The sequence below is a fragment of the Mucilaginibacter sp. 3215 genome, assembly GCF_050433785.1.
Classification (GTDB): Bacteria; Bacteroidota; Bacteroidia; order Sphingobacteriales; family Sphingobacteriaceae; genus Mucilaginibacter.
Window position 1 is genome coordinate 126,069 of the sequence record NZ_JBNPWO010000014.1, and the last position, 25,429, is coordinate 151,497.

Annotated in this window: 21 protein-coding genes and 1 pseudogene; 10 read left to right on the forward strand and 12 right to left on the reverse strand. The window is 45.1% G+C overall.

The annotated features are described in order from the left end of the window. Window positions 1-8: 8 nt before the first annotated feature. Genes ABIC84_RS20435 through ABIC84_RS20445 form a run of 3 tightly spaced genes read left to right on the forward strand, consistent with a single transcriptional unit; the run spans window position 9 to window position 4,490 of the window. Window positions 9-3,782: a DUF6443 domain-containing protein gene (locus ABIC84_RS20435; RefSeq protein ID WP_429264755.1), complete on the forward strand. Its 3,774-nt coding sequence runs from the start codon at window positions 9-11 to the stop codon at window positions 3,780-3,782. Window positions 3,783-3,789: 7 nt separating this feature from the next. Then, on the forward strand, window positions 3,790-4,032 hold the full coding sequence (locus ABIC84_RS20440; RefSeq protein WP_429264756.1) for a hypothetical protein: 243 nt from the start codon (window positions 3,790-3,792) through the stop codon (window positions 4,030-4,032). After that, a complete protein-coding gene (locus ABIC84_RS20445; protein ID WP_429264757.1) occupies window positions 4,032-4,490 on the forward strand; it encodes a macro domain-containing protein in 459 nt (152 codons plus the stop codon). Before ABIC84_RS20440 ends, ABIC84_RS20445 begins: the two co-directional genes overlap by 1 nt. An 875-nt stretch (window positions 4,491-5,365) precedes the next feature. Here the strand turns inward: ABIC84_RS20445 and ABIC84_RS20450 are convergent. From ABIC84_RS20450 to ABIC84_RS20480, 7 genes and pseudogenes are all read right to left on the reverse strand, one after another. After that, window positions 5,366-5,824 carry a helix-turn-helix domain-containing protein gene (locus ABIC84_RS20450; RefSeq protein WP_429264758.1) on the reverse strand — a complete coding sequence of 153 codons (459 nt, stop codon included), beginning with the start codon at window positions 5,822-5,824 and terminating at the stop codon, window positions 5,366-5,368. A 411-nt stretch (window positions 5,825-6,235) separates the two neighbouring features. Next, window positions 6,236-6,382 (reverse strand): annotated as a pseudogene (locus ABIC84_RS20455) (NUMOD1 domain-containing DNA-binding protein); the annotation flags it as partial. A gap of 102 nt (window positions 6,383-6,484) precedes the next feature. Then, window positions 6,485-6,673: a hypothetical protein gene (locus ABIC84_RS20460; RefSeq protein ID WP_429264759.1), complete on the reverse strand. Its 189-nt coding sequence runs from the start codon at window positions 6,671-6,673 to the stop codon at window positions 6,485-6,487. Between the two features lie 44 nt (window positions 6,674-6,717). Beyond that, window positions 6,718-6,840 (reverse strand): NUMOD4 domain-containing protein, encoded by a 123-nt coding sequence (locus tag ABIC84_RS20465; protein ID WP_429264785.1) that lies wholly within the window; start codon window positions 6,838-6,840, stop codon window positions 6,718-6,720. Next, window positions 6,783-6,905 (reverse strand): hypothetical protein, encoded by a 123-nt coding sequence (locus ABIC84_RS20470; protein ID WP_429264760.1) that lies wholly within the window; start codon window positions 6,903-6,905, stop codon window positions 6,783-6,785. Before ABIC84_RS20470 ends, ABIC84_RS20465 begins: the two co-directional genes overlap by 58 nt. Before the next feature lie 558 nt (window positions 6,906-7,463). After that, complete coding sequence (locus ABIC84_RS20475) at window positions 7,464-7,601, reverse strand: hypothetical protein (RefSeq protein WP_429264761.1); 138 nt, start codon at window positions 7,599-7,601, stop codon at window positions 7,464-7,466. A 118-nt stretch (window positions 7,602-7,719) separates the two neighbouring features. Beyond that, window positions 7,720-7,989, reverse strand: a complete 270-nt coding sequence (locus tag ABIC84_RS20480; RefSeq protein WP_429264762.1) for a hypothetical protein — start codon at window positions 7,987-7,989, stop codon at window positions 7,720-7,722. Between the two features lie 218 nt (window positions 7,990-8,207). Here ABIC84_RS20480 and ABIC84_RS20485 point away from each other — a divergent pair, with 218 nt between their 5' ends. The 3 genes from ABIC84_RS20485 to ABIC84_RS20495 are packed head-to-tail and all read left to right on the forward strand — an operon-like array spanning window position 8,208 to window position 9,950. Further along, window positions 8,208-8,594 (forward strand): MarR family winged helix-turn-helix transcriptional regulator, encoded by a 387-nt coding sequence (locus ABIC84_RS20485; RefSeq protein WP_429264763.1) that lies wholly within the window; start codon window positions 8,208-8,210, stop codon window positions 8,592-8,594. 43 nt (window positions 8,595-8,637) lie between these two features. Then, window positions 8,638-8,991, forward strand: a complete 354-nt coding sequence (locus ABIC84_RS20490; protein ID WP_429264764.1) for a GIY-YIG nuclease family protein — start codon at window positions 8,638-8,640, stop codon at window positions 8,989-8,991. Window positions 8,992-9,041: 50 nt separating this feature from the next. Beyond that, complete coding sequence (locus ABIC84_RS20495; RefSeq protein ID WP_429264765.1) at window positions 9,042-9,950, forward strand: alpha/beta fold hydrolase; 909 nt, start codon at window positions 9,042-9,044, stop codon at window positions 9,948-9,950. Between the two features lie 368 nt (window positions 9,951-10,318). Here the strand turns inward: ABIC84_RS20495 and ABIC84_RS20500 are convergent, their stop codons facing one another. After that, window positions 10,319-10,915, reverse strand: a complete 597-nt coding sequence (locus ABIC84_RS20500; protein WP_429264766.1) for a hypothetical protein — start codon at window positions 10,913-10,915, stop codon at window positions 10,319-10,321. Window positions 10,916-11,068: 153 nt separating this feature from the next. On the opposite strand from ABIC84_RS20500, the gene ABIC84_RS20505 reads away from it, so the two are divergent. Together ABIC84_RS20505 and ABIC84_RS20510 are read left to right on the forward strand one after the other, a co-directional pair. Beyond that, window positions 11,069-12,613 carry an IS630 family transposase gene (locus ABIC84_RS20505; RefSeq protein WP_429264767.1) on the forward strand — a complete coding sequence of 515 codons (1,545 nt, stop codon included), beginning with the start codon at window positions 11,069-11,071 and terminating at the stop codon, window positions 12,611-12,613. 184 nt (window positions 12,614-12,797) lie between these two features. Beyond that, window positions 12,798-17,363 (forward strand): DUF3320 domain-containing protein, encoded by a 4,566-nt coding sequence (locus tag ABIC84_RS20510; RefSeq protein WP_429264768.1) that lies wholly within the window; start codon window positions 12,798-12,800, stop codon window positions 17,361-17,363. A gap of 181 nt (window positions 17,364-17,544) precedes the next feature. Here the strand turns inward: ABIC84_RS20510 and ABIC84_RS20515 are convergent, their stop codons facing one another. After that, a complete protein-coding gene (locus ABIC84_RS20515) occupies window positions 17,545-17,922 on the reverse strand; it encodes a hypothetical protein (RefSeq protein WP_429264769.1) in 378 nt (125 codons plus the stop codon). 181 nt (window positions 17,923-18,103) lie between these two features. Then, window positions 18,104-19,069, reverse strand: coding sequence for an NmrA/HSCARG family protein (locus ABIC84_RS20520; protein ID WP_429264770.1), 966 nt, complete (start codon window positions 19,067-19,069; stop codon window positions 18,104-18,106). 88 nt (window positions 19,070-19,157) lie between these two features. Between ABIC84_RS20520 and ABIC84_RS20525 the strand changes: the two genes are divergently transcribed. Both ABIC84_RS20525 and ABIC84_RS20530 read left to right on the forward strand, forming a co-directional pair. Further along, window positions 19,158-19,529, forward strand: a complete 372-nt coding sequence (locus ABIC84_RS20525; RefSeq protein ID WP_429264771.1) for a winged helix-turn-helix transcriptional regulator — start codon at window positions 19,158-19,160, stop codon at window positions 19,527-19,529. Between the two features lie 34 nt (window positions 19,530-19,563). Then, a complete protein-coding gene (locus ABIC84_RS20530) occupies window positions 19,564-19,881 on the forward strand; it encodes a molybdopterin-dependent oxidoreductase (RefSeq protein ID WP_429264786.1) in 318 nt (105 codons plus the stop codon). A gap of 1,299 nt (window positions 19,882-21,180) precedes the next feature. Here the strand turns inward: ABIC84_RS20530 and ABIC84_RS20535 are convergent. Together ABIC84_RS20535 and ABIC84_RS20540 are read right to left on the reverse strand one after the other, a co-directional pair. After that, a complete protein-coding gene (locus ABIC84_RS20535) occupies window positions 21,181-21,621 on the reverse strand; it encodes a hypothetical protein (RefSeq protein WP_429264772.1) in 441 nt (146 codons plus the stop codon). Window positions 21,622-21,695: 74 nt separating this feature from the next. Continuing rightward, window positions 21,696-25,406, reverse strand: a complete 3,711-nt coding sequence (locus ABIC84_RS20540; RefSeq protein WP_429264773.1) for a DUF6443 domain-containing protein — start codon at window positions 25,404-25,406, stop codon at window positions 21,696-21,698. Window positions 25,407-25,429: the final 23 nt, after the last annotated feature.

Here is a 25,429-nt window from a genome sequence, read left to right on the forward strand (position 1 = left end):
TTTGAAGCATGAAAAGAAATGCTCATTATCATGGCCGTTTTACGGTGGCTTTATCATGGCTGCTGTTTGTGTTCGCCATGCGGGGCTCGGCACAGACCTATCTCGCACCGCCGGCAACGCTAACCACCGCACCAGCAGCGGGTTCCTATTACAACAATAGCAGTATCACCTTAAACCCGAACTTTACTTTTACGCCAACATCGGGGAGTGGCTTGAACTTTTATATCGTTAGCCCAGACTGTATTCCTCAAAACATTTCACCGAGTGCCAATCAGAACTATATTTTGACTTCTATCCCTAGGACAGGGGGGATGAAGAATACTGGAACGGGTATTAATTCGGGAGACCTTGCTAACAGGACTTCCTGTGAGCTAACGCAGACCATTCAATACCTGGATGGCTTGGGCAGGCCATTACAAAACATACAAGTGAAGGGCTCGCCGTTGAACAAAGATATGGTGCAACATTTCCTGTACGATGAGTTCGGGCGAGAAGCAACAAAATATCAACCGTATGTTTCAACGAGCATCGACGGGAGCTACCGTTCATCGGCACCTTCTGAGTTGTCTTCATTTTACAATCCTACAGGAAATGGCGTGAGTGGGTCTCAACAAGCCAATGGTATTGTTGTTAACCCCTCCCCTTACTCCCTGAGCCAATTTGAACCGTCTCCTTTAAACAGAGTTACAGAACAAGGAGCTCCGGGCACTCCATGGCAGCCGGTACTCAATAGTGCATCCGGCCATACTCTTAAAAAGTCATATACAACTAATAACCTGACCGCGGTTAGCGATACGGTGAATGGCAGAGCCGTTGTGTGCTATATAGCGACCATTAATGCTAATCAAAGCCGGGCACTAACAAGCAGTGGAAACTACCCGGCAGGACAATTGTATGTAACTATTACTAAAGATGAGAACAACAAGGGCACCCGTGGCGGATCGGTGGAGGAGTATAAAGACTTAGAAGGCCATGTGGTATTAAAACGGATCTTCAACTTTGCGAATGGGGCGCTCCAGGTGTTGTCAACCTACTACGTTTACGACGATATGGGCAAGCTGGCGTTTGTACTGCCACCCTCTGCATTACCGGATAACGGAGTCCCAAGCAAAGCTATGCTTGACGCATGGTGTTACCAATACCGCTATGACGAACGGGGGCGGCTCGGCCAGAAGAAGGTTCCCGGCGCGGGCTGGGAGGTAACCATCTACAATAAACTGAATCAGCCCGTCCTGAGCCAGGACAGCGTCCAAAGGCTTACCAACCAGTGGGTGGTGACCAAATACGACGCACAGGGAAGAGTGATCGTTACGGGCTTGTGGAATGCCGGATCGATGATAGCCCGGTCGGTGTTGCAAAGCAGCATAGAGGCCGGCGCGCAGTGGGATGTACGGGATAATACCAATGTCGCCACTGGCTACAACCTCACCAGCTACCCGACTTTAAGCACGGTGCTTACCATAAACTACTATGACGATTATGCATTCAATGGTAATCCCTATACAGCGTTCACTAATTCATTGACAACCGGGACAACGGGTCTCGTGACGGGCTCCAAAGTGGCTGTATTGAACGCCGACGGTACTTTTGGGCAAATGTTATGGGAGGTTCACGGCTATGATGGTTTCGGCAGGGGAACCCTTACCATCAAACAACACTATAAGGGAGGCTCGGCAGGGTACAACACGGGGAACATGGACATTACCACCACTACCTACAACTTTGACCATCAAATCAATCATAGCACATTCGCTCATATCCTCGCCGGTATAAGCAATCCGAAAGTCGGGGTTGGTACTCAATATTACTATGACCACATGGGGCGGCAACAACAGATTTGGAAAGTGATCTGGGATGAGTCGCTGCCGCAGCCAGACGGGACACTGATCAGTCAGATGGACTATAACGAGCTTGGACAGGTAAAAACAAAACACCTGCACAGTCCGGATAAAGGGACCACCTTCAAGCAGGACATTAACTACACTTACAACGAGCGTGGCTGGCTTTCGGCCATCAATAACCCAAATTCGCTCACTTCTACCCAACTGTTTGGCGAACAACTCACCTACAATGGCGGCACTTCTCCGCAATACAACGGAAACATCGTCGGGATGGCCTGGCAGACGACCGTGCCGACCGGCCTCGGCCTAACGCAGCAACTGCAAAGCTATTCCTATTATTATGACCAATTAAACAGATTGTTGAATGCAAATTACACGACAACAGGATCGGTCGGTAAATTCAATGAACGACTGGATTATGACCCGATGGGGAACATTAACCATTTGTGGCGTACCAATACGACAACTGTCGGTACATACCTAAACGCCTTTACCTATGATTACACCACTGGCGGCACTGGTAACAGGTTATGGGGTGTGACAGATGCGGGCACAGCAGCGCAATCTGGAACCTATACCTATGATGGCAATGGCAATGTGACGAAAGATACAAAAAATCAAGTAACTGCTATTGCCTATAATCGATTGAACTTGCCTGCAACTGTAACCCGTACGCCTGGCAATATTAGTTACGTTTATGATGCTACAGGCGACAAATTACAGAAGATATCAGGTGGCATCACGAGAGAATACATAGACGGAATAGAATACAACAATGGTGTTATAGAATTTGTCAGGACAGAGGACGGCCGCGCAACGCCGAGCGGCAGTACTTACTTATATGAGTATTACCTGAAAGATCATCTGGGCAATACGCGGGCTGCGATCAGGCAGGACGGAACGATTAGCCAGGTACAGGATTATTACGCATTCGGCATGGACATGAATCCGGGCAATTCGTATTCTGCGTCCCCGTTAAATAATTACAAATACAACGGCAAGGAGAAGCAGGAGACAGGGGATTATGACTATGGCGCACGGTTCTATGACCCCGGCATCGCAAGATGGACAAGCATTGATCCGATGTCTGAGGTTAGCAGACGTTTCAGTCCCTACAATTACGGCGAAGATAATCCCATTAGAAACATCGACCCTGATGGGATGATTGTTGCAGATGTTGCTCCTAATAGCGCTGTTCCTGTGGAAACAGCAAGTTTTACTTTATATGGGGATGCGGCAAGAACCTTTTTTGATCAATTAAAAAATTCGAACAAAAAAAAGAAACATGATGCCCCTCCTGGGGCTAAGTCTGATGCAACCCGCGTTGCGTCAAAGGTATCAAAGTTGCAACCGAAAGTTAAGACCTATTCTATTTATTCAAGATTTGTTCCAGACTTGGCCCAGAATCCTAGTGTAATGCAGTCATGGCCCCCGCCACAGCGGGTTGATATGCAGGATATTGGACAGCCTTCGACAGCTTTGTCGGTAACCAGCCCCGTTCTTGATGTATATGGCGCTGTTTCCGGAGTATCAGAAATTAAAGCAGCGATATCTCTTTACTCGCTTACCAAGATCGCAGCTAAAACTTCGGAAGATGGGGCGAGTTTATTTCATTATACAACTGAAGCTGGTTATAATGCTATAATGGAATCGCAAGAATTATTACCATCAATAGGTGCGAAAAATGCTCGTTACGGGGCTGGTCAATATTTAACAGACTTAGCGCCAGCAGATTTTACTGCCGGACAAGCTTCGAGGAAGCTGTTTGGCGTCCCGTGGAACGCCCGCAAACTAACACATTTTATAGAAATAGATATTAAAGGGTTGAACGTCATAAAAAATGCACCATACAACTACTTAGTACCAGGTGTAGAAAGCTTACCTTTGGGCGGACGAATTATTCGAGGCGGCGTTTCAGTATTTAAAGTGGTTCCTAAATAGCGTTATAATGAAAGAGACATTTGTTAAAAAATTTTGGGAAGAAGAGAAAACTTTATTCTATCTACATTTTCAAGACGATATGGCTGTAAGGCAAATTGAAGTTAACTCTAACGGTAAAGTATTTTTATCGGAAGAATTCCCTATAAAAGGCGATTCAATATTGTATGACCAGCCATTACAGGATCTCGATTTGCAAGAAAATGATTTCATCAGTGAACAAGAATTTGAGGATGTTTGGAGCAATAGGTAATGGTTGAATACATCGAATTTGGGAATATCTTTAATATTGCCGGAGTTCAAAACTTCGCACATGGCTGCAATTGCGCGGGTGCCATGGGAAAGGGCATTGCAGTCCAATTTAAAGAACGGTTTCCTGAAATGTTTGTTAAGTATAGGGCGCTATGCAGCGAGAATAAATTTAACTTGGGAGACGTTTTTGACTATAAATATGAAAATGGGATTGTTTTTAATCTCGCTACTCAGCGGTCTTGGCGGACAAAGGCGGAAATCCACGCTGTCAAACATGCTCTTAAAGGCATGCTTGATATAGCAGCAAAAAATCGTATAACAGAAATAGCGTTGCCTAAAATTGGAGCAGGCTTAGGAGGATTAGATTGGGGCGACGTAAAAAATCTCATAGAAGAAGAGGCCAAAAAATATCCCCAAATTTCGCTTCACATAGTATTAAATTTCAAAAATAAAACCTGATCAATAGCCTTTAATTCAAGTCCAAGGCGGTTTATCGCACGCCTTGGGCTTGAACTGGGCTGTCGCAAAAAATGGGCAACGCAGCTGCTTTATATAGCAAGCAATGGGATAAGAAACACTCCCGGAGCCTATGAAACTGGGAAGTTGTTTGCTCTACCTTTTGAAGAAGCCACGAGATTTGACCGAGGGCATTTCAAATTTGGCGGTATACCCACCTTTATAATGGGGGTGAAAGTTCCTAAAAGAGTGTTAAAGCAGCTCTCAAATTTGAAGCAGATGGCATGAACGCTATTTCTATTCCCGCAGACCAGTTACATCTGTTAAAAGCAACAGCGGTAAATTTTAGCCCGGTAGTATTAGCACCATGATATTATGATTAAAGTAAAAGCATCTATTAAACTTTATGAAGGTGAAAACGTTCGCAAAACACCCTTCACAACGGGCTATAGACCCCTCTTCAATTTCATTACAGACGTTAAGACATCTGGTCAAATATCACTGATAAAACACGATAAATTTTTCCCGGGTGAACAAGGTTCGGTTGATATTGAGTTTATAAATAATTAATATTTGGGCGATAGATTTGGCGTCGGAAGTAAGTTTACGTTTGGCGAGGGTGGCGATCCATTGGGAGAAGGGGAAATCACGTTTTTATACTAATAAAGACATTCCGGACTTGTAAACCTACTGATATTGTGTAGACTACTGTGTTGATCAGTGGGCGAAGCAGGCAGCAAGGCTATTCCCAATTATTAAAACAAAAATAGACAGTAATAATACAGCGCTGTCTATTTTTGTTTTAAATCAGAATTTGAAAGATTTTGTACAGGCGACTTTTCTCATTTCGGAGCTGACTTGAAACAGAAAAAACACCCCTATATGGGGTGTTGTAATAAATGGTTTGGCAACTCATTCCAGACGGAATGAATCAGCTTTTGATACGTAACGTTTGCGACCGGCTTGCCCCGTTCCCAGCGCATTGTGGCATCTTCCGACACGGACAACAATGCCGCACATTGCTTGAAGGTAAGTCCCTTACACTGCCTGATTTGTAGTAGCTTTCCGGCAAGCGTCTCTGCCTCGTGACTGAACGGGTAGTAGCCGAGGAATTCGATAATGCGGGGGTAGAAGTGGATTTGCGGAGTGTTCCTTCCGTTCTCCCAATAGGTCACGCAGTTTTCAGAAACATCAAGCAGTTTCGCCACATCCTTTTGCAGGAGACCGTTTTGCATCCGTTTCTTGCGGATGTGTTCGCCGAGCGTTGTGGGATGCTCGACATAGTGCGCAATGTTCGGGCGTTTCGTTATCTTGCAGGATGGAAGAAGCTTTCTCACAGGGATGCCCGTGCGGTTACTATAACCATCCCGAAAAAGACTGCATTTGCCCCCGGATATGGTACAAAAATACCTGAGTAAATCTCGGGCCCGTTATTATATAGGATTAAACCTGCAAGTGGAAGTAACACCTGTTAACTTCAGGGATTTAGTGTCTGATGGCCCTGTGATATACGTGTCGTTAGTTCCTTTCGTGAATGCATGCCTATGTTTTGATAATATGGACACCGGCGATACATCCCAGGTAAGGTAAGAAAACTGCTATTATGTTTTACGGCTATTATGCCGGACAACGTGGTGTCGACGCAGGGAGTAAGGAGATCCTATGCCGGGACCAGCTTAAAGCATGACGGTTTATCGCTATGGAGGCAATAATTCTTTTTTTGTTTAACGATCCGTTGGGAGATAATTTTAAAGATATCGCCAAACAAAACCGTTCCATTGTTTATATAATCCCTTTGCTACCTCGATTATAGCTTTTTCTCCCTGTTTCACTTGCCTTGAGGCTTCCTTAATGCTCGGATATTTTTTGATCAGGTTTCCTTCCAGGTCGTACTGGGCAACCGGTTTGCTGGTTGAATAGTTCTTCTTCCAGCCAGACCTGTCGGCGTTTTTAGATAAGGTAACACGCGGTCCCTTTGAACGGCCCGTTTTTGCTTTTCACCTTTTGGTTACCAGCTTTAAATTTTCCGGGCGGTTGTTATAGCCATTATTGTCCGTATTGATCACATACAGGCCGTCTTTATTGTAATCCAGATGAGGATCAATAAAAGTTTTGTAAATCAGCCTCCGGGTATTGAAATAATAGGCCCTGTTTTCGATGGTGAGTGTTACCCGCAGATGAATCATGGGAACATCCGAAACCAGGTTATTATTTTTATGAATGGATTGCCTTAAGATTGGCCTTTAACGAACTGCTTATATTGCCTTGGGTACGGTATTGTTCTGTCCAGCGATTTTACCCTCCCGAGGCTGGATGCCTGGTAGTGTCTTCGAAACCCGGTACGTCTTTCCAGACTTCACCAGGCAGGTCAGCTAATGATCTATTGAGGTAAATAGCGTTAATATTTAAAACGGTCATGTAAAATTCCCCGCAGTTTTAAAATGGTATACAGCATTTTGATATTCAAGCCTGGTCCAATAGGTAGCTTTAAAAAGCTGCGTTGAAACATTGATTTTGCTACTCCATTTAATTCAAAGTTAGTTCATCCGGTTTTATTTAAAGCGAAATTCTGTTTTGCTGTAATTTCGTTACAGGTCGTGTTCAGGAATGTTTCTATTGCATAGCAATCCGCTGGTCGCCGGGTCAAATGGAATGGCTTTTTTGAATTATAGCGTAGCTAAGTATAAAGCGAAATTTGTAGATTCGCAAAAAATCAATGTAATATTGATTTGTGATAAGGTTTAGGAAAAGTCCCGGGGAGCGAGTTCTACGGGGCTTTTATCTTTTCGGGAAGTTTGGTTTATGGGCTACTCTAAGTTCAACTTCAGGTTAGCTGGGATGGTGTCGATGCGATAAAGCTAATGTATTTGGAATAATCCGAAAGTTAAGCTTTCAGCTCCGAAGTACAATAGTATTCAATAGCCGATTTAATCTCGTTAGCGGCTGATGTTGTTTTGCTTACCATATTGTCGACGATCAAAAGTCATAGATAATAGTAACCGGAAATAAGGGATCCGGCAGGTCAAGATCATTAATAACCACCCTGATATAGTTCCCCGCAGTTTCGAATACCCCGGTTTCGGTAGCTTCGCGTGCTGCTCTTTGAGCAGGCATAATAACCCTTAAGGAGATCCCCGTGTCTAACAAAAAATAAGGCCCTCACCGTCCTGTCTGATGATTTCGAATTTCTTATCCATGATCCTTCAAAATTAAACCCAAACAATTTGTCCGGTTAAACCCGCTTTATACTTTCCAGTAACTCATTCATTTCACGCTGGCAGCCGGTAATGACCGCAGCGACATCTTCCTGCTCGCTTATACTCAACAAATCCCCGTCATAAATCCAGTGATCCTCCTGGTCGAACAATAATCTTCCCAATGCCAGTTCCGGTAATGGTTCATACAGCCAATAGCCGCCCGTACTGTCCGGAACGAGCTGTACCCAGCGTCCTGAGCCTGTTTTTACGCTGACGACCTTCCCGTTGAATAACTTACTCCTCATGTAAAACAAAGGTCAATAAAAAATTGTAAAAAAGCATAGTGATTTGCTAAAAATATTAGCATAGTTTTGTAGTCCCCAAATTGAAATGCTATGATAGACGAGAAACATTCAAGTACTTTACTTCTTGTGTTATTGAATTTATCATATATTTGTATAGTAATTGATAACTCAAGTATATGTCAACAATAAGTAGTTCTTTAAGGATATTAATTAGCATCATGAAAGTTCAATCGGTTATAGCGCGCCGCTTTGACCGTCTTAGTGTTCATGGGCTTGGTTTTAGTGATTTCGTAATCCTTAATTTGTTAGATAATGCTCCGGCAAAAAAAATGCGACGCGTAGACCTAGCGGAGAAAATAGGGCTCACCGCTTCAGGCGTTACACGACTTCTTTTACCAATGGAAAAGACTGGTTATGTTAAGAGAGAATCGAACCAGCGAGATGGACGTGTAAGTTACGTAGTACTTACCGATGTTGGTAGAAACATCTATGAAGAAGCTGTTCATACCGCAGAGTTGATAGCTTGTGAGCTTTTACCGCCACTTAAAAGTAAAGACTTAAAAGTTTTATCAGAAGCCCTCTACATTATGGGTGGAAATCTTTAATACATATCAATTGATTAAGCAATGAGAAGTTTAGTAAGTTAAAATGGAAAAGTCAATAAGGAAGCAACTCAAGGAAGAAATGAAGGATTTGAAAACAGTTGTTGGCATAGTTTCCATAAAGAACCTGATTAGTAGTAAGGTTTATTTAGAGGGCTCTACTAATGCAGACGCTTTAATAAACAGAATAAGATTTACCTTGAATGGAGGGCAGTTTCACAACAAAGTACTTCAGTATGACTGGAATGTGATCGGCGAAAAGGGCTTTTTGTTTGAGGTTATCCGGGAAATTAAAAATGAACAAGATAACACATCGGATTTCCGAAAGGATGTAACAAAATTAAAAGAACAAATCTTAGATGAGTTAAAACGGTCCGGGATTGATATGTATAATGGATAGGCTGGTAAATAAGAATTCTAACAGGCTGATAGTTTTTTGATTCAGGTTTTATGGGAATAGCGAAAATAAACAACATCGATATATGCTACGATATTTTAGGCGAAAATAATGACATAAACGTTATTTTAATATCAGGATTAGGGACGCAAATGATTCGCTGGACCGTTCCGTTTTGCGAAATGTTGGTGAAGAAAGGTTTTAGAGTGATCCGGTTTGACAACAGAGATGCCGGTGCCTCTACCTTTTTTTCAAATGAAAATACTCCTGATTTGAAGGAGTTACCTGCCATTTTGCAAACTGGAAAATCGATCCCGGTGCCGTATACCCTCTTCGACATGGTGAGTGATGTGGTGAAACTGATGGACTTTTTATCCATATCAAAAGCCCATTTTGCGGGAAGATCAATGGGTGGAATTATTGCACAATTAATTGCAAGTGCTCACCCTGAACGGGTGTTAAGTCTAACCTGTATCATGTCAACGTCCCTAAATCCAATGTTGCCACCGATTCAATCTGATGTTATGGATATGATGGTGCCACCCAAACCAAGTTATACTATTGAAAAGGCAGCTTTTATAGAGAAAAGCTTAGCATTTGCGAGCCGAATTACTGGTAGTAAGTACTGTATGAACGAAAGCGAACATGTTGCGATTATTGAAGAGGAGATGGTTCGTTCAAACAATCAAAGCGGCGGATTATGGAGGCAGTTGTTAGCGATTATGGGAACCGGCTATAATAGAGAACGTTTAGAAAAAATTAAAGCTCCTACCTTAGTAATACATGGCGACGAAGATCCGATCTTTTCACCTGAATGTGGTAAAGATATCGCGCGTACAATTGAAGGGGGCAAATTTGTTTTGATTGAGGGTATGGGACATGAGATCCCCCCCGCCTTATATGCGCGAATCGTTACTTTGGTTGAGCATCACGCCAGGGATAACCATAGCTGGAACAAATAATACATTGAAGTTTCTAAAGATCTAAACCATTTGTTTGGGGAAAGTACGCATGTTACCGCAACAATGCTAACCTGAGCATTTAGCTTGTTATAAGCGATACTTTAAAAGATGGATTAAAACAAGGCATGGTTATATGGACGCAATGAGGATTATAGGCACGATATAAATAAACATAGATACTTTATCCGGAAGTAAGGGCTGGCTTACTTTTCTACCCTGATCATAAACCCAGTTTCCATCGCGATATTGTTAGGTTAACTTTCAATCCTCCAATTAAGCTTCCATTATCATGCATCTAATCGCTATTATATTGAAGACGTTCGACGCTGTCACCGTTAACGCGGGCATTTGAAAGATACCTCCTTTACTTATACCTGAAAGCTTTGATGTAACGCTGTTTTTACTTTGTGCATATCGCTTGCCAGGATATCGTATATTTTATCATACTGATTGCACAAATCAAATATGCCTACGCTGTATTGACCAAGATACCTCTCGCTGTCTTCTTCGCTATCTGCGGCCCGTAATTTACTCCCGATATCCAATATCTTCAAATACAGCTCATGAGATTTATTATTGGCGGCAATCAGTTCATCATAGGATAAAGTGACATCGAAGTAAAGCCCGATAAGGTTATGCCTCCAGTTAGCGGCATGCATTTGTTTTAGCCGGGCATCAGCTTCCGCTAAACTTTCTGTCATCGATTTATAACTTGCCTCGCTTCGTTGTATATTTCTACCCTTCCATAATTGAACGCTTTTTTTTAGGATAGACATCGTTTCGCCAGTCACATAATAATAATGCTCCGCTATCTCGACCTTTTTTGCCCTGTAATCTTTCTTGTTTTCAATATCAGCCTTTCTTTTATCGCCAACGTAAGCAAATAAGCCAGTTAAAGCTTGTGTTATTAAAGCGCCTGCAAGACCTGAGAATGCGCTGACAATTAGGGTGGTGTTTTCTGCCATGTTAATTTATATGTTTATTACAGATGAGCGAGTGAAACGTTTCGGCGTTTTGATGAATCGGCGATCGATGGTTACCATGCCGGGTAAGTCACCTTTGGTGAAACAATTGTTTAGCCGTTTGGTTCAAATTAATATAATCAACGGCTAACGGCCATGAGACGGCACCAGATTCCTCAAAAGCAAATTGACATTATGCGGAGGCAGTTCATACGAGGCGATGAAACAGGCTACCGGATCGCAAAAAAACTGGGCATTTCGACGGTTACTTCCTGGAGATACATGACTGAGTTTAAGCGGATCAAAGCAGCTTACCCGGAAAAACTAAACAATATGAAGTTTTTTATGCCTGAAGAACCTAAGCAGCATAGAATGACTCCATTGTATGTCCAATTCCTCAGCGTTTTACCACGTCTATTAGCGGACGAGGTACCTGGAGTGAAAGCGAAACCCGTTTGGCGGAAATACCGAAAGTTATACCCTGAAGGCTATGCCTATTTACCGTTCACTGAATTATTTTACATATGGATTAAAGAAAACCATGTGCCGGGAAAACCTAAGATAATTCAATCTTTACCGGAGAAAGACCTGAAGGTTTTGAAAAAATGGAAGCATTCGGCAATTCGAAGGAATTGGCAAATCGCTACTACACTGCTCATGGCGCTGGAAACTTCCTGTTACAAGGATATCACTGATAAAACAGAGGCAACCTTTCAAACGATAAAAAGCTGGATCAGTACCTACGAAGAGAAAGGCTTAAGCGCATTTGCGTTGCCTAAGCACAAAATTTTCCCTACGGTAATCAAGCGGATGAACTCGCGTGCCGGCAAAGTCATCAAATTGCTTCATGAATCTCCGAAAATGCACGGATTGAACCGTACCAGCTGGACAATAACTGCTTTGGCAGAGACTTACGAAAAGGTATACGCTGAGAAAATCTCCTGGGGGCAAACATCTTATACGCTCAAACAAAACGGGTACCGATTTAAAAAGTCGCGGGACATGCTTACTAGTCAAGACCCTAAGTTCCGAGAAAAGATCAACAAATTGCAAAACGCCCTAAGGCGTTTGAAGAAAGATGAAAAATTCTTCTCTATCGATGAATATGGCCCTGTTGGCGTTAAAATCAAAGGTGGACGAATGCTAAAGAAAAAGAATGAGGACTATCAAATACCGGATAAGCAGAAGCACAAGGGCGTGGTTATATGCACCGCCGCACTCGAGTTATCTACCAATCAGGTAACCCATTTTTATTCCACCAGGAAAAATACCTTCGAAACCATGAAGCTCGTCGAGATGCTGATATCTGAATATTCGGATCAAAAGCGTATTTTTCTTTGTTGGGATAACGTAAGCTGGCACCGGTCAAATATCCTGCTCGGCTTTATCAAAGAACATAATAACGGAAGTCGTCCGCTGGTAGTGCCGATGCCCTTACCTTCCAGTGCGCAGTTCCTGAACGTGATCGAATCTGTTTTTGGCGGCCTCGCGAGGGCTGTTATACACAACAGCAACTATGACGGCCTTGAAGATTGCAAGGCCGCCATTGACAGGCATTTTATGGAACGAAATGAGTATTTTAGAAACCACCCGAAACGTGCGGGTAATAAGATATGGGGTAAAGAGCCCGTAGCGCCCAGGTTTTGTGAGACGCAGAAGTGCCGGGACAGAAGAGCGATGCGTGGTGCTGATCAAAAGTAATAAGCTTGTGAAAACTGTAATTTTAACTCAGCTGCGCTACCTCCTCCGATTTAACTTACCAGCGATAAACAGAACCGGATCGCTTTATGGATTTCCAAACCATTAAGGACACCTTCCTGACGGCGCGATCAACCAGGACAACGAACTATCAGGGGGTTTGACCATAAATTATTAGCTTTGACTTATGGAGGAAACTATACAGTCGCGTTTAGCGGCTTCCCGAAAGGAATTGCTCGACCTGGGACTTCGCAATCCGTTATTGAATTATAAACTGACCAAAGGAAAAGGCGTTCACATCGTTGACGAAAAAGCCGCAGCTATTTATGATATCCTCGTCCGCCAGCAAAAGGCGATGACATTTCTGGCACTGAAAGAAGGACAGCTTTTTCCGGAGGGCGAAGCTAAATACCACGACACCCGCCTGCAAACGGACGAAGATGAGCAAAAGTTGCAAAGCCGCCTGTTGAATACTTATTATTTTGCACGAACAAGTATCGAAGAACAGGGCGTCAACCTGCTCTACCTCGCTTTAGGAATGTTGCACTGGTATGACACCGGGGAAACCGAAACCCCGCGTTCGGCCCCACTGATCCTGGTGCCGGTGAGCCTGGAACGCTCCAGTGCACAGGAACGTTTCCGGCTGCGGTATACAGGCAGCGAGATCGGTGCCAACCTGTCCCTGCAAGCCAAAATGAAAAGCGATTTCAATCTCAGTATCCCGGACATGCCGGATGCGGAGGAGTTTGATTTCAATAATTATATCAGGGCTGTGCAATCCCACATGACCAGGGAAGCGAACTGGGCCATTGATCCTGATGCTGTCGAACTGGGCTTTTTCTCTTTCGGTAAATTCCTGATCTATAACGACCTCGATACCGAACAATGGCCTAAATCCGCCAAGCCCGAAGATCATCTTAACGTGTCAGCCCTGCTGGCAACGGGATTTCATGAAGATGTCCCGGAAGAAGAAAGCGACCTCGACACTGACACCAAAGCAAATGAGCTGTTCCGCGTGGTGGATGCCGACAGCTCACAGCTGCAGGCTATGTTGGCCGTACAGCAGGGGGGCAACCTGGTCATTCAGGGCCCGCCGGGTACCGGAAAATCGCAAACCATTACCAATATTATCGCCAATGCCGTAGGCCAGGGTCAAAAGGTCTTATTCGTAGCTGAAAAAATGGCTGCGCTGGAAGTCGTGAAGCGGCGGCTGGATAATATTGACCTGGGCATGGCCTGCCTGGAACTGCACAGCCATAAAACCAATAAGCGCGATGTCCTGGCTGAAATCAAACGTGTCATGGACCTGGGCCGCCCGCAAACAGCCAAACTCGAACTGGAGATCCGGATGCTGGAGATCTACCGCGGGGAACTGAACGATTATTGCCGGGCGGTGAACAACCCGCTGGCAGGCAGCGGGCTCACCGCGCAACAGGTGATCGGATTTTTGCTGCAGATAGATCAGCAGGCAAAAGACCGCCACCTGCCGCAATTACCCCTTGAAAATATCAGCCACTGGAACGCAGAAAAGATCAGGCTTGCCGGGGAATGGGCCGACCGGATCCAGGCACGTCTGGCGGATATCGGTAAACCTGCGCATCTTGTTTTTTTTGGTACAGACCTGACACTGGTGTTGCCGCACGCGAAGCCTGTAATATTTCAAAGGCTGGAGGCCGCCTTAAGGGTAACTACGGAATTATTGACCTTGCTGGATGGTATCCATAAAACTACCGGCTTTGCTATACCGGATAAGGAAGACGAGGTGCCGGCGCTGGAAATGCTGTTATCGAAAGCGGCGGAGGCCCCCAACCTTCAAGGACTGAATGTCTCCGACCCGGTCTGGCAAACCAAAACAGCGGACATTAAAGAACTGCTGGCCACAGGTGAAGCGTTGGAAAACCTGTACCGTAGCTATAAAGATACCTTTGTAGCCGAAGCATGGTCGCAGGACATCCTGGAAATCAGGCGGAATATAGTTACTTACGGGGAGAGCTGGCATAAAAGCCTGCACAGCGGCTACCGCAAAAGCAAACAGGCGCTGGCGGCACTGCTTAAAATAGCTTTACCCGAATCTGCCGCAGAAAAACTAAAGCTCGTAGATGCGATCTCGGAAGCCAAGCGCCTCGAAGGTACATTACAACAATATGACCTGTTCGCGCAGTCCTTATTCGGGCCGCGCTGGCTGAAGCAGCGCTCTGACTGGCGGTCGCTGCAGGCTGCCGCCGACTATTTGGCCGGTATCCGGGACCAGGTTTTGCTGGCTTATTTAAGTAAGCTGAAGCCTGTATCGGAGGCGGCCGATTACCTGATCGTGCTTCAAAAGGAATTGAAAGTGCTGCAGGAGCAACGGGAACAGGCCCTGCAGGCTTTGCAGGTTGGACTTTTTCCGGTAAACTTTGTGGAACAGGAAAAAACCTGGAAAAACTGGATCGCTCATTTTGATGAACTGCAATTAGCCGTAGACTGGAACCAGCTTTCCATGCAATCAGAAAAAGAAGGTTTTAAGTTCCTGGCCGATGCGGCCGTCAGTTGGGATGAGGCAAAGGACCTGTTAAAGATCAGCCTGCAAAAAACATGGTACGAATACCTGATCACCGAAGCATTTAAACGCAGCCCGGAGTTGTCGAAATTTGAACGTACGGGCCACGAAGCGGTGATCAGCAAGTTTAAAAAGCTGGATCAGCTGAACTTATATTATAACCGGGCCGTGGTCGCCCTCAAACACTGGGAGGGCCTGCCTAAAGGCAATGCCGGCGGGCAGGTAAATATCCTCAAAACGGAATTCAATAAAAAGGCGCGCCATATGCCGATCCGTAAACTGGTGGAGGAGGCAGGAAAAGCCATGCAGGCCATTAAGCCGGTTTGGATGATGAGCCCCATGTCCATTGCCAACTACCTGCCGCCCGGCGCGATCGATTTCGACCTGGTAATTTTTGATGAGGCCAGTCAGGTCCGCCCCGTAGATGCTATCGGCGCTATCGCCCGCGGCAGGCAACTGGTGGTGGTCGGCGACACCCGGCAGCTGCCACCGACAAGCTTTTTTGATAAGCTGAATACGGATATTGAGGAAGAAGAGAACGTAACTGCTGATATGCAAAGCATCCTTGGCATGTGCGACGGCCAGGGTGCGCCTACACGGATGCTGAAGTGGCACTACCGCAGCCAGCATGAATCATTGATTACGCTGTCCAACCACGAATTTTACGAAGATAAACTGGTGATCTTCCCCAGTCCCGGTGCCAGGCAGAACCTGGGCCTGAGGTTTCATCATTTACCCGATGCCATTTACGATCGCGGTAAAACCCGGAGTAATCCGGCAGAAGCTGCAGCGGTTGCCAGAGCAGTGATCGGCCACGCCGCCAAATTTCCGGCTCAAAGTTTAGGGGTGGTCGCTTTCAGTACCGCGCAGGCACAGGCTATCCAGGCGGCGCTCGAGACCGAGCGTAAAGCCAGCCCCGCCACGGAAAGTTTTTTTACCGGCCGGCCTGATGAACCCTTCTTTATCAAGAACCTGGAGAATGTGCAGGGCGATGAGCGCGACGTGATCCTGATCAGTATCGGTTATGGCCGCACCGGGGACGGTAAAGTACCCATGAATTTCGGCCCACTGAATAACGAAGGCGGCGAGCGCCGTTTAAACGTATTGATCACCCGTGCCAAAATGCGCTGTGAGGTGTTTACCAATATTACTTCGGAAGATATTAAAGTGAATGAACCTGCCCGTTTCGGTATCCGTGCGCTGAAGCGCTTTTTATACTTTGCCCAGTATGCCAGGTTTGAAAAGGCCGAAGAACTTATTCCGGATGACATCAGGCCTTTTGAAGAAGAAGTAGCGGCGCAACTGGCCAAAGCCGGCCATGTCGTCCGCAGCAAAGTTGGCTCGCCGGGATTTTACCTGGATTTGGCGATAGTCGACCCCGAAAATCCTGGGCGTTATATCCTTGGCCTGATTTGCGACGGCAAGGCCTACGACAGCGCGGCTTCTGCCACTGACCGCGACCGGCTGCGTTCGCAGATACTGGAACTTTTTGGCTGGAACCTCTACCAGGTGTGGAGCGCTGACTGGTACCGCAACCCTGCGCGGGAACTGGCCCGGCTGCTGGCAGCCGTCGAGCAAGCCAAACTCATCACGGAAACGACAGACAGGGAAAACGATACCTGGCAAACAGAGCTCAGCCGTGATGAACTGCAGGCATACAGCCCCGCCACGCCGGAATACCGGTTTGCAGATATACATATCGAGCATCTCCGGCCCGAGTTCCAGTTATATACTTTTGCCGAAATAAGCGGCTGGATAGCGGAGGTGGCTAAAGTAGAAAGCCCGGTACATTTTGATGAAGTGGCCAGGCGTGTCACCGATGCGGCAGGCATAGCCAAAGTAGGCTCCCGTATCCGCTATACCCTGACGCAAGCATTAAACCAGGCACAGGGCGAAAAACTGGTAGCCGTCAAAGATGACTTCATCTGGGCACCGGAAATGGAGAAGGCCCAGGTGCGCGACCGAAGTAAACTGCCTTCATCTTACCGAAAATTAAACCTGGTTGCCCCGGAAGAAATAGCTGAGGCCATTATTCAGGTCATTGGCGGGGCGATCTCCATTACCGAACAGGAAGCCATTCCCTTGGTGGCCAAACTGCTGGGGTTTTCCCGCGTGACGGACGATATGCGGCAGCAGTTGTCAGAGGCTGTTGGTAAAACCATCCGGGCCGGAACCGTGACTTTTGAAGGGGTCAACCTGAAGCTGGCCGGTTAATGGCCCTGGTATTCAGCGGATGTATTACCGGCAGTGCATTAGCCCAATTTAGGGCATGGCCGGTGTCAACTATTGAAACAGGTGGTACCTTACCCCGCTTTTTGCTGAGAATGAGGAGAAAGGGAAAGCATTGAGAAATAACCTCAGGATTATTTTTACGCAAGTTGATCATTACGAACGGCTATCGGGACGCTGTACTTTTCTTCATGATAAAAACAATGCCTGTAGTGCCGCCTGTTCCCGAATAGGCCTCCGTGTATCCAAGCGTTTGGACGAGTTCGAATTTGTTTTGAACCATAAAATTTAAAATAGCAGCATAGGACTTTTTACCTGTCAGCTTTTCGGAATATTCCTTTCCGGCCTTTAACTGCTCCGGAGTATCCCCAAAATCAACATCCACTTTTAGTTTTTTCGAAAGTAATTTACCTTCAATTTGAATGTAAGCATAGGTGAACATCGCATTTCGCGAAAGATTTGCAAGACTATCAGATGGTACCTCCTGAGAAGATGCTTTTATCGGGAGCATCGTCAAAAATAAGATGGACAGTATAAGCCTCATGATTGATTAAAAAAGTTCCCGTTTAACTCAGTTTTTCAGATTGCCACCTAATTTAAAACATTTTTAAAGTTATGCCGATGATGCCAGTGAATTTTTCCAGGTAATATTGGATCGTCTTTAACTTAAAGTCTTCCCAGTAGCCTGACAAAGGTAACAGTCGCGAGCCGGAAGGCAGATCAGTTTAAAAGCTGATCTTTTCGCCCTGCCATCCGGTCATGCGCAAAAAACGTTCCCAGGTTAGGGTACCGGGATCGATCCGGCGGCTCCATTCCAGGTCGCGGCCTTCGCGGAAATAACCATCTTCCACGGCGTATTTCACCATTCCGATAGTTTCCTGCACCAACAGCTCGTTGGAAGCAAACGCCGGGAAATGCCGGAGAAAGTCTTCGCGCGAATAAGCTGAACTGTAAACAGCCTTTTTGCCGGTTACCCGGCTAAAAGTAGCTACCATCTCCCGCGGGGAAATGATGTCGCCGATCACAGGCAACGACCGCCCGGCATATTGCTGCTGGTCAGAAAACAGCTCCAGTACAGCGGGCCCGGTAGCTGTTAAGGGATCAACGAAAGGCGCGCGGAAGTCTTCCGGCAGATAGATGGGAAAGACCAGCGTACCATCCTCCCTGGCCAGCGGCGTATAAAACTCCAATAGGTTCGTGTAGAAAAAAGCCATATAAATAAAGGAACTGGTAATGGGCAGTGTCCGGATATAGGCTTCGATCCTGGCTTTATCTGTAAAATGTGGTGCGAACTTCTTTCCCCGGGTGATCTCATCAACGTTTTCCAGGCTGCTGAAGATCACGTGCTGTACCCCGGCTTCCACCGCCGCATCTGCCAGTTGCTTACCCAACTCAAATTCGTGGGTATCCGGCGGCGCGATACCAGGCGTCATCATGAAAACGCCGTGCGAGCCCCGGAATGCTTCGGTATAAGCTTTCTGATGACCGATATCCAGTGGCAGGTTAACCAATTCCGCACCCTGTTCTTTCAGGCTGATCGCAGTCGGTGAATCCGTACGGCGGGTAATACCGCGCACCCGGTACCGGCCACTTTGCAAAAGCGTTTGCGCGGCGCTGTAGCCCTGCTTGCCTAAAATTCCTGTGATGGTGATCAGCGGTTTGAGCGCTGTTTGATTGAATTCCGATTCCATAAATTAAACTATAAAAATGATAGTTGCAAAACTATTTATCGTTCCTTAGTTTTGCAATAACTATCCATTTGGATAGCCTCACGAACCTATGCGAACAGAATGTAAAAGCGATTTTATCCGGCTCCGTGACAAGCGATATCCTTGCACCGTAAGCCTGGCGATGGACCTGATCGGCGGGAAATGGAAAGCGGTCATCCTTTACCATCTGAAAGATGCGGCTAAACGGTACAGCGTGCTCGGCAAGGAAATGCCCGGCGTAACCGAAAGAACACTGAGCCTGCAGCTCAAGCAAATGGAAGAAGACGGCCTGGTTTATAGAAAGGTCTACGGCGAAAAACCGCCGGTCAAAGTGATCTATGGCTTAACCGAATTTGGAAGATCCTGCATTCCTTTGCTTAATGCCATCCTGCAGTGGGGTAACCAGGTTGCCGAACAGCAAGGTCAATTTCTAGATCTATAGGTCACCCTGATCCGGCATCTGTAAACTGCTCGACCTGGCCGCGCTGGTGCAGCCCAAGCCCGAAGCGACGCACCTGCTTTGTTATGGTTACGATACTTATACCACCAATATCGGGTTGGAGGAGGCCCTGAAACCCGATGTACTGTTAGTACATACTTTCGACGGGCAGCCGCTGCCTGTGGAACATGGTGGTCCTTGCCGGATGATCACACCGCAGCTGTATGCCTGGAAAGGCGCCAAGTGGATCAAACGCATCCAGTTCCTGACGGAGAACAAGCTGGGTTTCTGGGAAGAGCGTGGTTATTCCAACACGGCTTATCCCTGGCGAAACGATCGTTACAACGAGGCGTAGGCCGGCAACAGCTGTAAAGCCAATAAAATACCTGAAGGCAATATTGAAATTTTACCCCGGGCTATTAAAGATGTATTAACTGATGCAGAAAACCATATCCGTAAAAACTTTCCGGATACCATCACGGAAAAGGAACGCGATTTTCTGCAGGTGCACCGGCCGAAACAAACTTTGACTCTCAGCGGTGAACCTATTCTTAAAGCCGGGCCCGATAAACGCAAAACCTATTATGCCGATAGCCAGGTATTGTTTGAATAACGGTTCGGATTGACCTGCCACAATAGTAACGGCTTTTAGAAACGAGGCAAGAAGGATTAGGCTGGTGGGGGGAAAAACAAAGGGTGAAAAACGGAAAAACGGTACTGCCTGGTGATTTTGTTAGGTCCGAGTCCGATTTCCGGTTATACGCTGTTCTCAAAAAAGGCGGCAGAATAGCGGAGGTAGCTAGTGCCAGACACCAACGTTTATTTATATAACCGGATTGATTGCAGGACAACGGTCAACCGTGATAATGGCACCTTTGGGTTCGCATATTTTCAATATGCAGACGACGAGGGACTTTTCCAGCAGTTCGCTCAAAGTGCGATAAACGACGCGAAAAAGGCATATGGTTTAGACCTTTCCGCGCCGGGTGAAAATATGATTCATTTTTCAGCCCTCCCCTGGGTTGAATTTACATCGCTGTCTCATGCCCGAACATATTCCTTTCGTGACAGCTGCCCGAAGATTGCTTTCGGAAAATATCGGAGATCAACAATTTAAGAAAAATGCCGGTGTCCGTCCACGTACATCATGGTTTAGTCGATGGTTATCACGTTGGTCAGTTTTCCGAAAGATTTCAATTCTTACTTCTTGAAGAATAAAGCATGCAGAAAACCATTATCCAATTTGTAGCCCCGAGGGAATCCAACCCCGACCTTAGGCTACATTTAGACTACTTAAAAAATTCAATTGCGGCAGGATTTGGTTCGAATTCCGTCCAGTCTGGGGAGCAAATATTATTGACATCGTTAACAACGATTATGTCCCCTAACTGGGCTGAATTCGAACGGTTTTTAAATCAAATGTGTATTTTGAATGATTTAGAGCACTTTAAATGATCCTTTACTTTTCACTTTCTGTTCTTTATCGTCCCAATAAATTCTTGAGTTATTAAGTTTAGACCAAGCTAACTATAATCCTGATGGATATTGAATCTGCCCATAATTTTTTGGATAGCTGGGCATTCTTCCATTAGTAATGCGCCTATAACAAAGCGGTAACGTTACCCAATTCGTAATTATCTTTTAACGATCTTAATCAGCAACCTCTATTTTTTGTAATATATATTCTCTGAATCGAAAAAAGGAAAGCAGAAATAAAAGATGAAAGAGAAAATACTAATTCAGTTTTTTCTCTAAATAAATTTAAAATAGGATACCTAAGCTCATCATTTAAATGGAAAATGTGTAAAACACCAAAAAAAGAAAGTTCACCAGATATACACAAAAAAGAGATTTCTGCCAGTAAGTATAATATCAAAGAGTCTATAAGAACATTGTTCTGTTTATTGAATTTGAGTAAAGCGCGACAAATACCAAAAAACAAAATTATTAATAGCGAAATTCCTACGGAAATTATAATGAACATCCCTGTTGTAGGTGCGCCATCAGTGGCAAATTCAATAAAAGTAAAGATAAATATAAAAATAAAGTAAAGGGTATAAATTGACGCTATTTTAGTGCTTTTCCAAAAAGACATATTACTAGTTTAATAATCATTTAGTGTGTCAGAATCCGCTAAATTACTCCTATATAACTGGAGTAATGTATTATTTAATCTTCAGTAACAGAAGTTTGAGTCGTTGTGTTTTTCTTGAATTGTCCATCGCTTCCTCTAGTATACTCATCGACCTGAACTGTTTTGACAGAGAAATGCGAACCATAGTTTTGATTTCTTTGTTTTATATATTGGCTAATTTGCTTAGTGAAGGCATTAGTCCCTAACAATATATTTTTATGTCCGTTTAATATACTGATTTCAGTTTGAAAAATCGCATCATTAGCCAAATGATCTGTATGATTTTTTGGGTTAGCGATATAATTGAAAGTAAACATATCATAGTTATTACGCGGAGAATACGCATCATTCAACAGTCGAGCCAGATTATTGACATATTCAAGATATAAACGGGGACGTAGGGATATCTGATCAGGGGCTCCTCCATCAAACAAGAAATGCCTCCCTGTAAAATAACGGTTGCCATACATTACTGATTCATCTCCTAGTTTGCGATGTGCATAAGAATCGCCTAGTCGATGGATTGCAATGCCTAAATCCTTCATATTGTTAGCGGCATAGAACATATCTTCAGAATTATTTGTTTCCAATTCTGCGTAGCCACCTGTCAAAGTATGATACTTTTGTTGCAATCCTGGTATATAATATGTGGGTATTGACGCAACATCCGGCCATTCCGCGGCATCCGCTAATTCTCGGGCATTCTTTAATCCGAATTGTGTTGCTAACAAATAAACTGTCCAAAAATGTCCGTCTTCTTCATAAGCTCCGTTTGGATCAACCATGTTTATCGGATTATTGAAACCATATCTGAAAGGAGTAAGATCCCGTGCTTTCTCCGCTAATGGATCAATACTCGTCCACCTACAGATAATTGGATCATAGAACCTCGCGCCATAATCATATAAGCCCGTCTCTTCCTGTAATTCCTTATGATTATAAAGATACTCGTTTTTTGGCGATGCAACCACTGAACCAGGTATTTCAAGACCGAAAGGATAATAATCGTCGGTTTGTGTTACTGTTGGAGTAGCAGTCTGCATACTGAACGACAGCCGTGCATTACCGAGATGATCGGACAAATTATATTCGTAGTTGGCCGTCGTTCCCGAAGTAAAAACCCGGCCCTCATCAGTTCGGATGAAACTTAGATTGCAGGTGCCGGTATTGGCCGGGTCCTCGAACTCTATTCCGCTTATATAATATCGTTTCCCGCCGGGGGTGCTGAATTTGCGAAGTTTATTACCTTCCGCGTCATAGGTATACGACACCGTCTTTGAACCCGATACCAGGTTTGGCAGGTTAAGCATATTGTAACTGATTGCAACAGGGCCGGTACTTCGCGTTGAATCCACCGTGCCGTTGCCATTACCGTCATATCTGTAGCGGGATATTCCAGGTTTTATTCCTGCCGTGTTTGTAGTAGAATCTGTGATCGCTTGTAATTGATTGGTACCATTATAAGTATAGGTTAACTTATCAATATAAGCTGAAGCCGATGTTTTGGATCTGTTCAACTTCAGGATGTTTCCGTTAAAATCATAACTGATATTGCTTTCGTTATTCCCGTCTCCGCTTATTCCTCCAGTGAGCCGGTTCAGGTTATCATAGGCATAATCATAGCTATGGTTTACTCCGCCTACGGTCCAGTTCTGCGTTTTGATATTGCCGTTATAGGCTTTTGAAGTACCTGTGTTATATAATAAACTCATATTAAACAGGCCTGAGTTTGATGATGATAGCCAGCCCCGTTCATTATATGTAAATGTCATGCTCTGCTTAAAGTTTACGCTGTCCGTGCTATGCAGATTTTTGGTCATCAGCTGCCCGATCGGATTATACGCGAGTTTCGACACCAGAGTATTGGTGGTAGCAGCGTTGGCGCCGTTTGTAATTTGTTCCCAAGTGCTCAGCTTACGGTTTAAGTGATCGTAAGTGTATTGATTTAATATCGTTATGCTAGGATTAGCCGTATTCGTCATATTATAGTGTTTTCGGGTAACTACCGTAGGTTTATTAGTAAAACTGTATGTAGTTAAAAACAGGTCGTAGTTATTTTCACTAACAGTCGAGTTATAATAATGTTGATTCTTTTGCTGGATAACATTTCCTATATTGTCGTAGTAGCTAACATCCCATAACATGGAGCTTGTACCAAGAATATTTACTCTCTTCGCCGTCTGGAGCCCTTTTGTCATTGTGCTTACGCCGCCGGGCGTCGTCCAGCCGGTCGGGAAGTTAGGCATAAGTCCCGTCGTATACCCGTCATAATAATTCACTTTAAGCATTGTTACAACATTGCCAACCGGCCATGCGGCATTGGTATAACCATAAGTCGTGCCTGCTGCAGCTGTTTCCCACAGGCTGGTTTTAGTATTGAGTGTATCCTGCAATGATTTTTGCGAGATCGCAATATTGTTATTGTTCCAGATCCCGTTCATCACTGCTCGGCCGAAGCCGTCGTATTTAATAAATACCCACTGCTTTGCCACCCTTTGGAGGCTATCCTGTGTTGCGACCAGTTGATCGGCTTTGTTATAAACAATATATTCCCAGCCTTTTCCCGGGATCTTCTTTTGACAGAGCCTGTTCCGGTAATCATACCGGTACTGGTAACATAAATTGTTCTGTTTGGCTGTCGTAAAACTGAAGTTGGGTTGATCCGCACGGGCTGCGGGTGGAAATACAAAGGTCAGATTTCCGAAATCATCATAGACATAATAAGTAGCAAGTGTGTCAAGCTGCCCCGCTGGATTTTGATTGAATGTCTTTTTTGCCAAAATCTTGCCTTGGTTATCTGTATAGGTTTCCGTGGTGCCGGCCCTTCCCATACCCGATTGCCAGTTTTCATCTTTCGTAACAGCTACCTGCAACTGATTTTTGGGAAAATAGCCACTGTTGCTCAACAAGGGGGAGCCATCGTAATTCGGTGTTATGTAATATCTGCGGATACAGAATCCGCTTCCTGTATAAGGGGTCGTTGCATCATTGAGATAATAACCCGTTTTAACAGTATGACCGGGGCTTGTGGCGGAAGTGTTCGTGCTTATCTGCCAGTTATCTCCCGAGAAGCCCTGCTCAATCGTACGGTTCAGAAATGAAGGTTCAAATAAAGTTTCTGAAGAAGGGAAACCATTCCGCACAACGCCATTGGATTGCTGGGTCCCGGTTGAACCTGATGGATTATAAAAGGCAAACGTGCCCATGCCTGATGTCAGCGCATCACTTTTAAAACTCCCGTCTCCGGTAGTGGCTACAAAAGGCTGATATTTGATATTGTCGCGTCCGAACTGGTCGTATGCAAAAGGTTGCACCAGGTCTTTGGTCGCGTCCGCACTACCTTTAACATTAACGGTTTGTGATGTTCTGCCGAGCCCGTCAAAATATTGAACTGTGGCCATAACCTCACAGACGTTTTTCGAAGCAAGATTGTCGCTTGCGTTAAATGCTACAAGCGGTGTGTAAGTAGCAACGTAATTTTGGCCTTGACTAAAACTGCTTGCCAGCGGCTGGCAAGCCGGATTGGCAATATAAAAGCTCATGCTGCTTCCTGCTCCGGCGGTAAAACTGAAGTTCGGATTCAGTGTAATACCGCTGTAATTATAATAAGAACCGGCGACAGGAGCGGTCGTCAATGTTGCCGGTGGCGGAAGATAGGTTTGCGCCGAAACCGGCCTGTACAGACCGGACAATATCAGTAAACAACAAATTAACAGGCGTTTTTTGTGATAAGCATTTCTTCTCATGCCTTAAGATATTAGGTGTGATA

Excerpts from the sequence above, each read along its gene's own strand:
- ABIC84_RS20435 (WP_429264755.1), top strand. The coding sequence starts at position 9 with ATGAAAAGAAATGCTCATTATCATGGCCGTTTTACGGTGGCTTTATCA.
- ABIC84_RS20445 (WP_429264757.1), top strand. The coding sequence starts at position 4,032 with ATGGTTGAATACATCGAATTTGGGAATATCTTTAATATTGCCGGAGTT.
- ABIC84_RS20440 (WP_429264756.1), top strand. The coding sequence starts at position 3,790 with ATGAAAGAGACATTTGTTAAAAAATTTTGGGAAGAAGAGAAAACTTTA.
- ABIC84_RS20505 (WP_429264767.1), top strand. The coding sequence starts at position 11,069 with ATGAGACGGCACCAGATTCCTCAAAAGCAAATTGACATTATGCGGAGG.
- ABIC84_RS20490 (WP_429264764.1), top strand. The coding sequence starts at position 8,638 with ATGGAAAAGTCAATAAGGAAGCAACTCAAGGAAGAAATGAAGGATTTG.
- ABIC84_RS20510 (WP_429264768.1), top strand. The coding sequence starts at position 12,798 with ATGGAGGAAACTATACAGTCGCGTTTAGCGGCTTCCCGAAAGGAATTG.
- ABIC84_RS20475 (WP_429264761.1), bottom strand. The coding sequence starts at position 7,601 with ATGCCTGCTCAAAGAGCAGCACGCGAAGCTACCGAAACCGGGGTATTC.
- ABIC84_RS20520 (WP_429264770.1), bottom strand. The coding sequence starts at position 19,069 with ATGGAATCGGAATTCAATCAAACAGCGCTCAAACCGCTGATCACCATC.
- ABIC84_RS20515 (WP_429264769.1), bottom strand. The coding sequence starts at position 17,922 with ATGAGGCTTATACTGTCCATCTTATTTTTGACGATGCTCCCGATAAAA.
- ABIC84_RS20500 (WP_429264766.1), bottom strand. The coding sequence starts at position 10,915 with ATGGCAGAAAACACCACCCTAATTGTCAGCGCATTCTCAGGTCTTGCA.
- ABIC84_RS20525 (WP_429264771.1), top strand. The coding sequence starts at position 19,158 with ATGCGAACAGAATGTAAAAGCGATTTTATCCGGCTCCGTGACAAGCGA.
- ABIC84_RS20480 (WP_429264762.1), bottom strand. The coding sequence starts at position 7,989 with ATGAGGAGTAAGTTATTCAACGGGAAGGTCGTCAGCGTAAAAACAGGC.
- ABIC84_RS20495 (WP_429264765.1), top strand. The coding sequence starts at position 9,042 with ATGGGAATAGCGAAAATAAACAACATCGATATATGCTACGATATTTTA.
- ABIC84_RS20470 (WP_429264760.1), bottom strand. The coding sequence starts at position 6,905 with ATGACCGTTTTAAATATTAACGCTATTTACCTCAATAGATCATTAGCT.
- ABIC84_RS20535 (WP_429264772.1), bottom strand. The coding sequence starts at position 21,621 with ATGTCTTTTTGGAAAAGCACTAAAATAGCGTCAATTTATACCCTTTAC.
- ABIC84_RS20485 (WP_429264763.1), top strand. The coding sequence starts at position 8,208 with ATGAAAGTTCAATCGGTTATAGCGCGCCGCTTTGACCGTCTTAGTGTT.
- ABIC84_RS20540 (WP_429264773.1), bottom strand. The coding sequence starts at position 25,406 with ATGAGAAGAAATGCTTATCACAAAAAACGCCTGTTAATTTGTTGTTTA.
- ABIC84_RS20460 (WP_429264759.1), bottom strand. The coding sequence starts at position 6,673 with ATGATTCATCTGCGGGTAACACTCACCATCGAAAACAGGGCCTATTAT.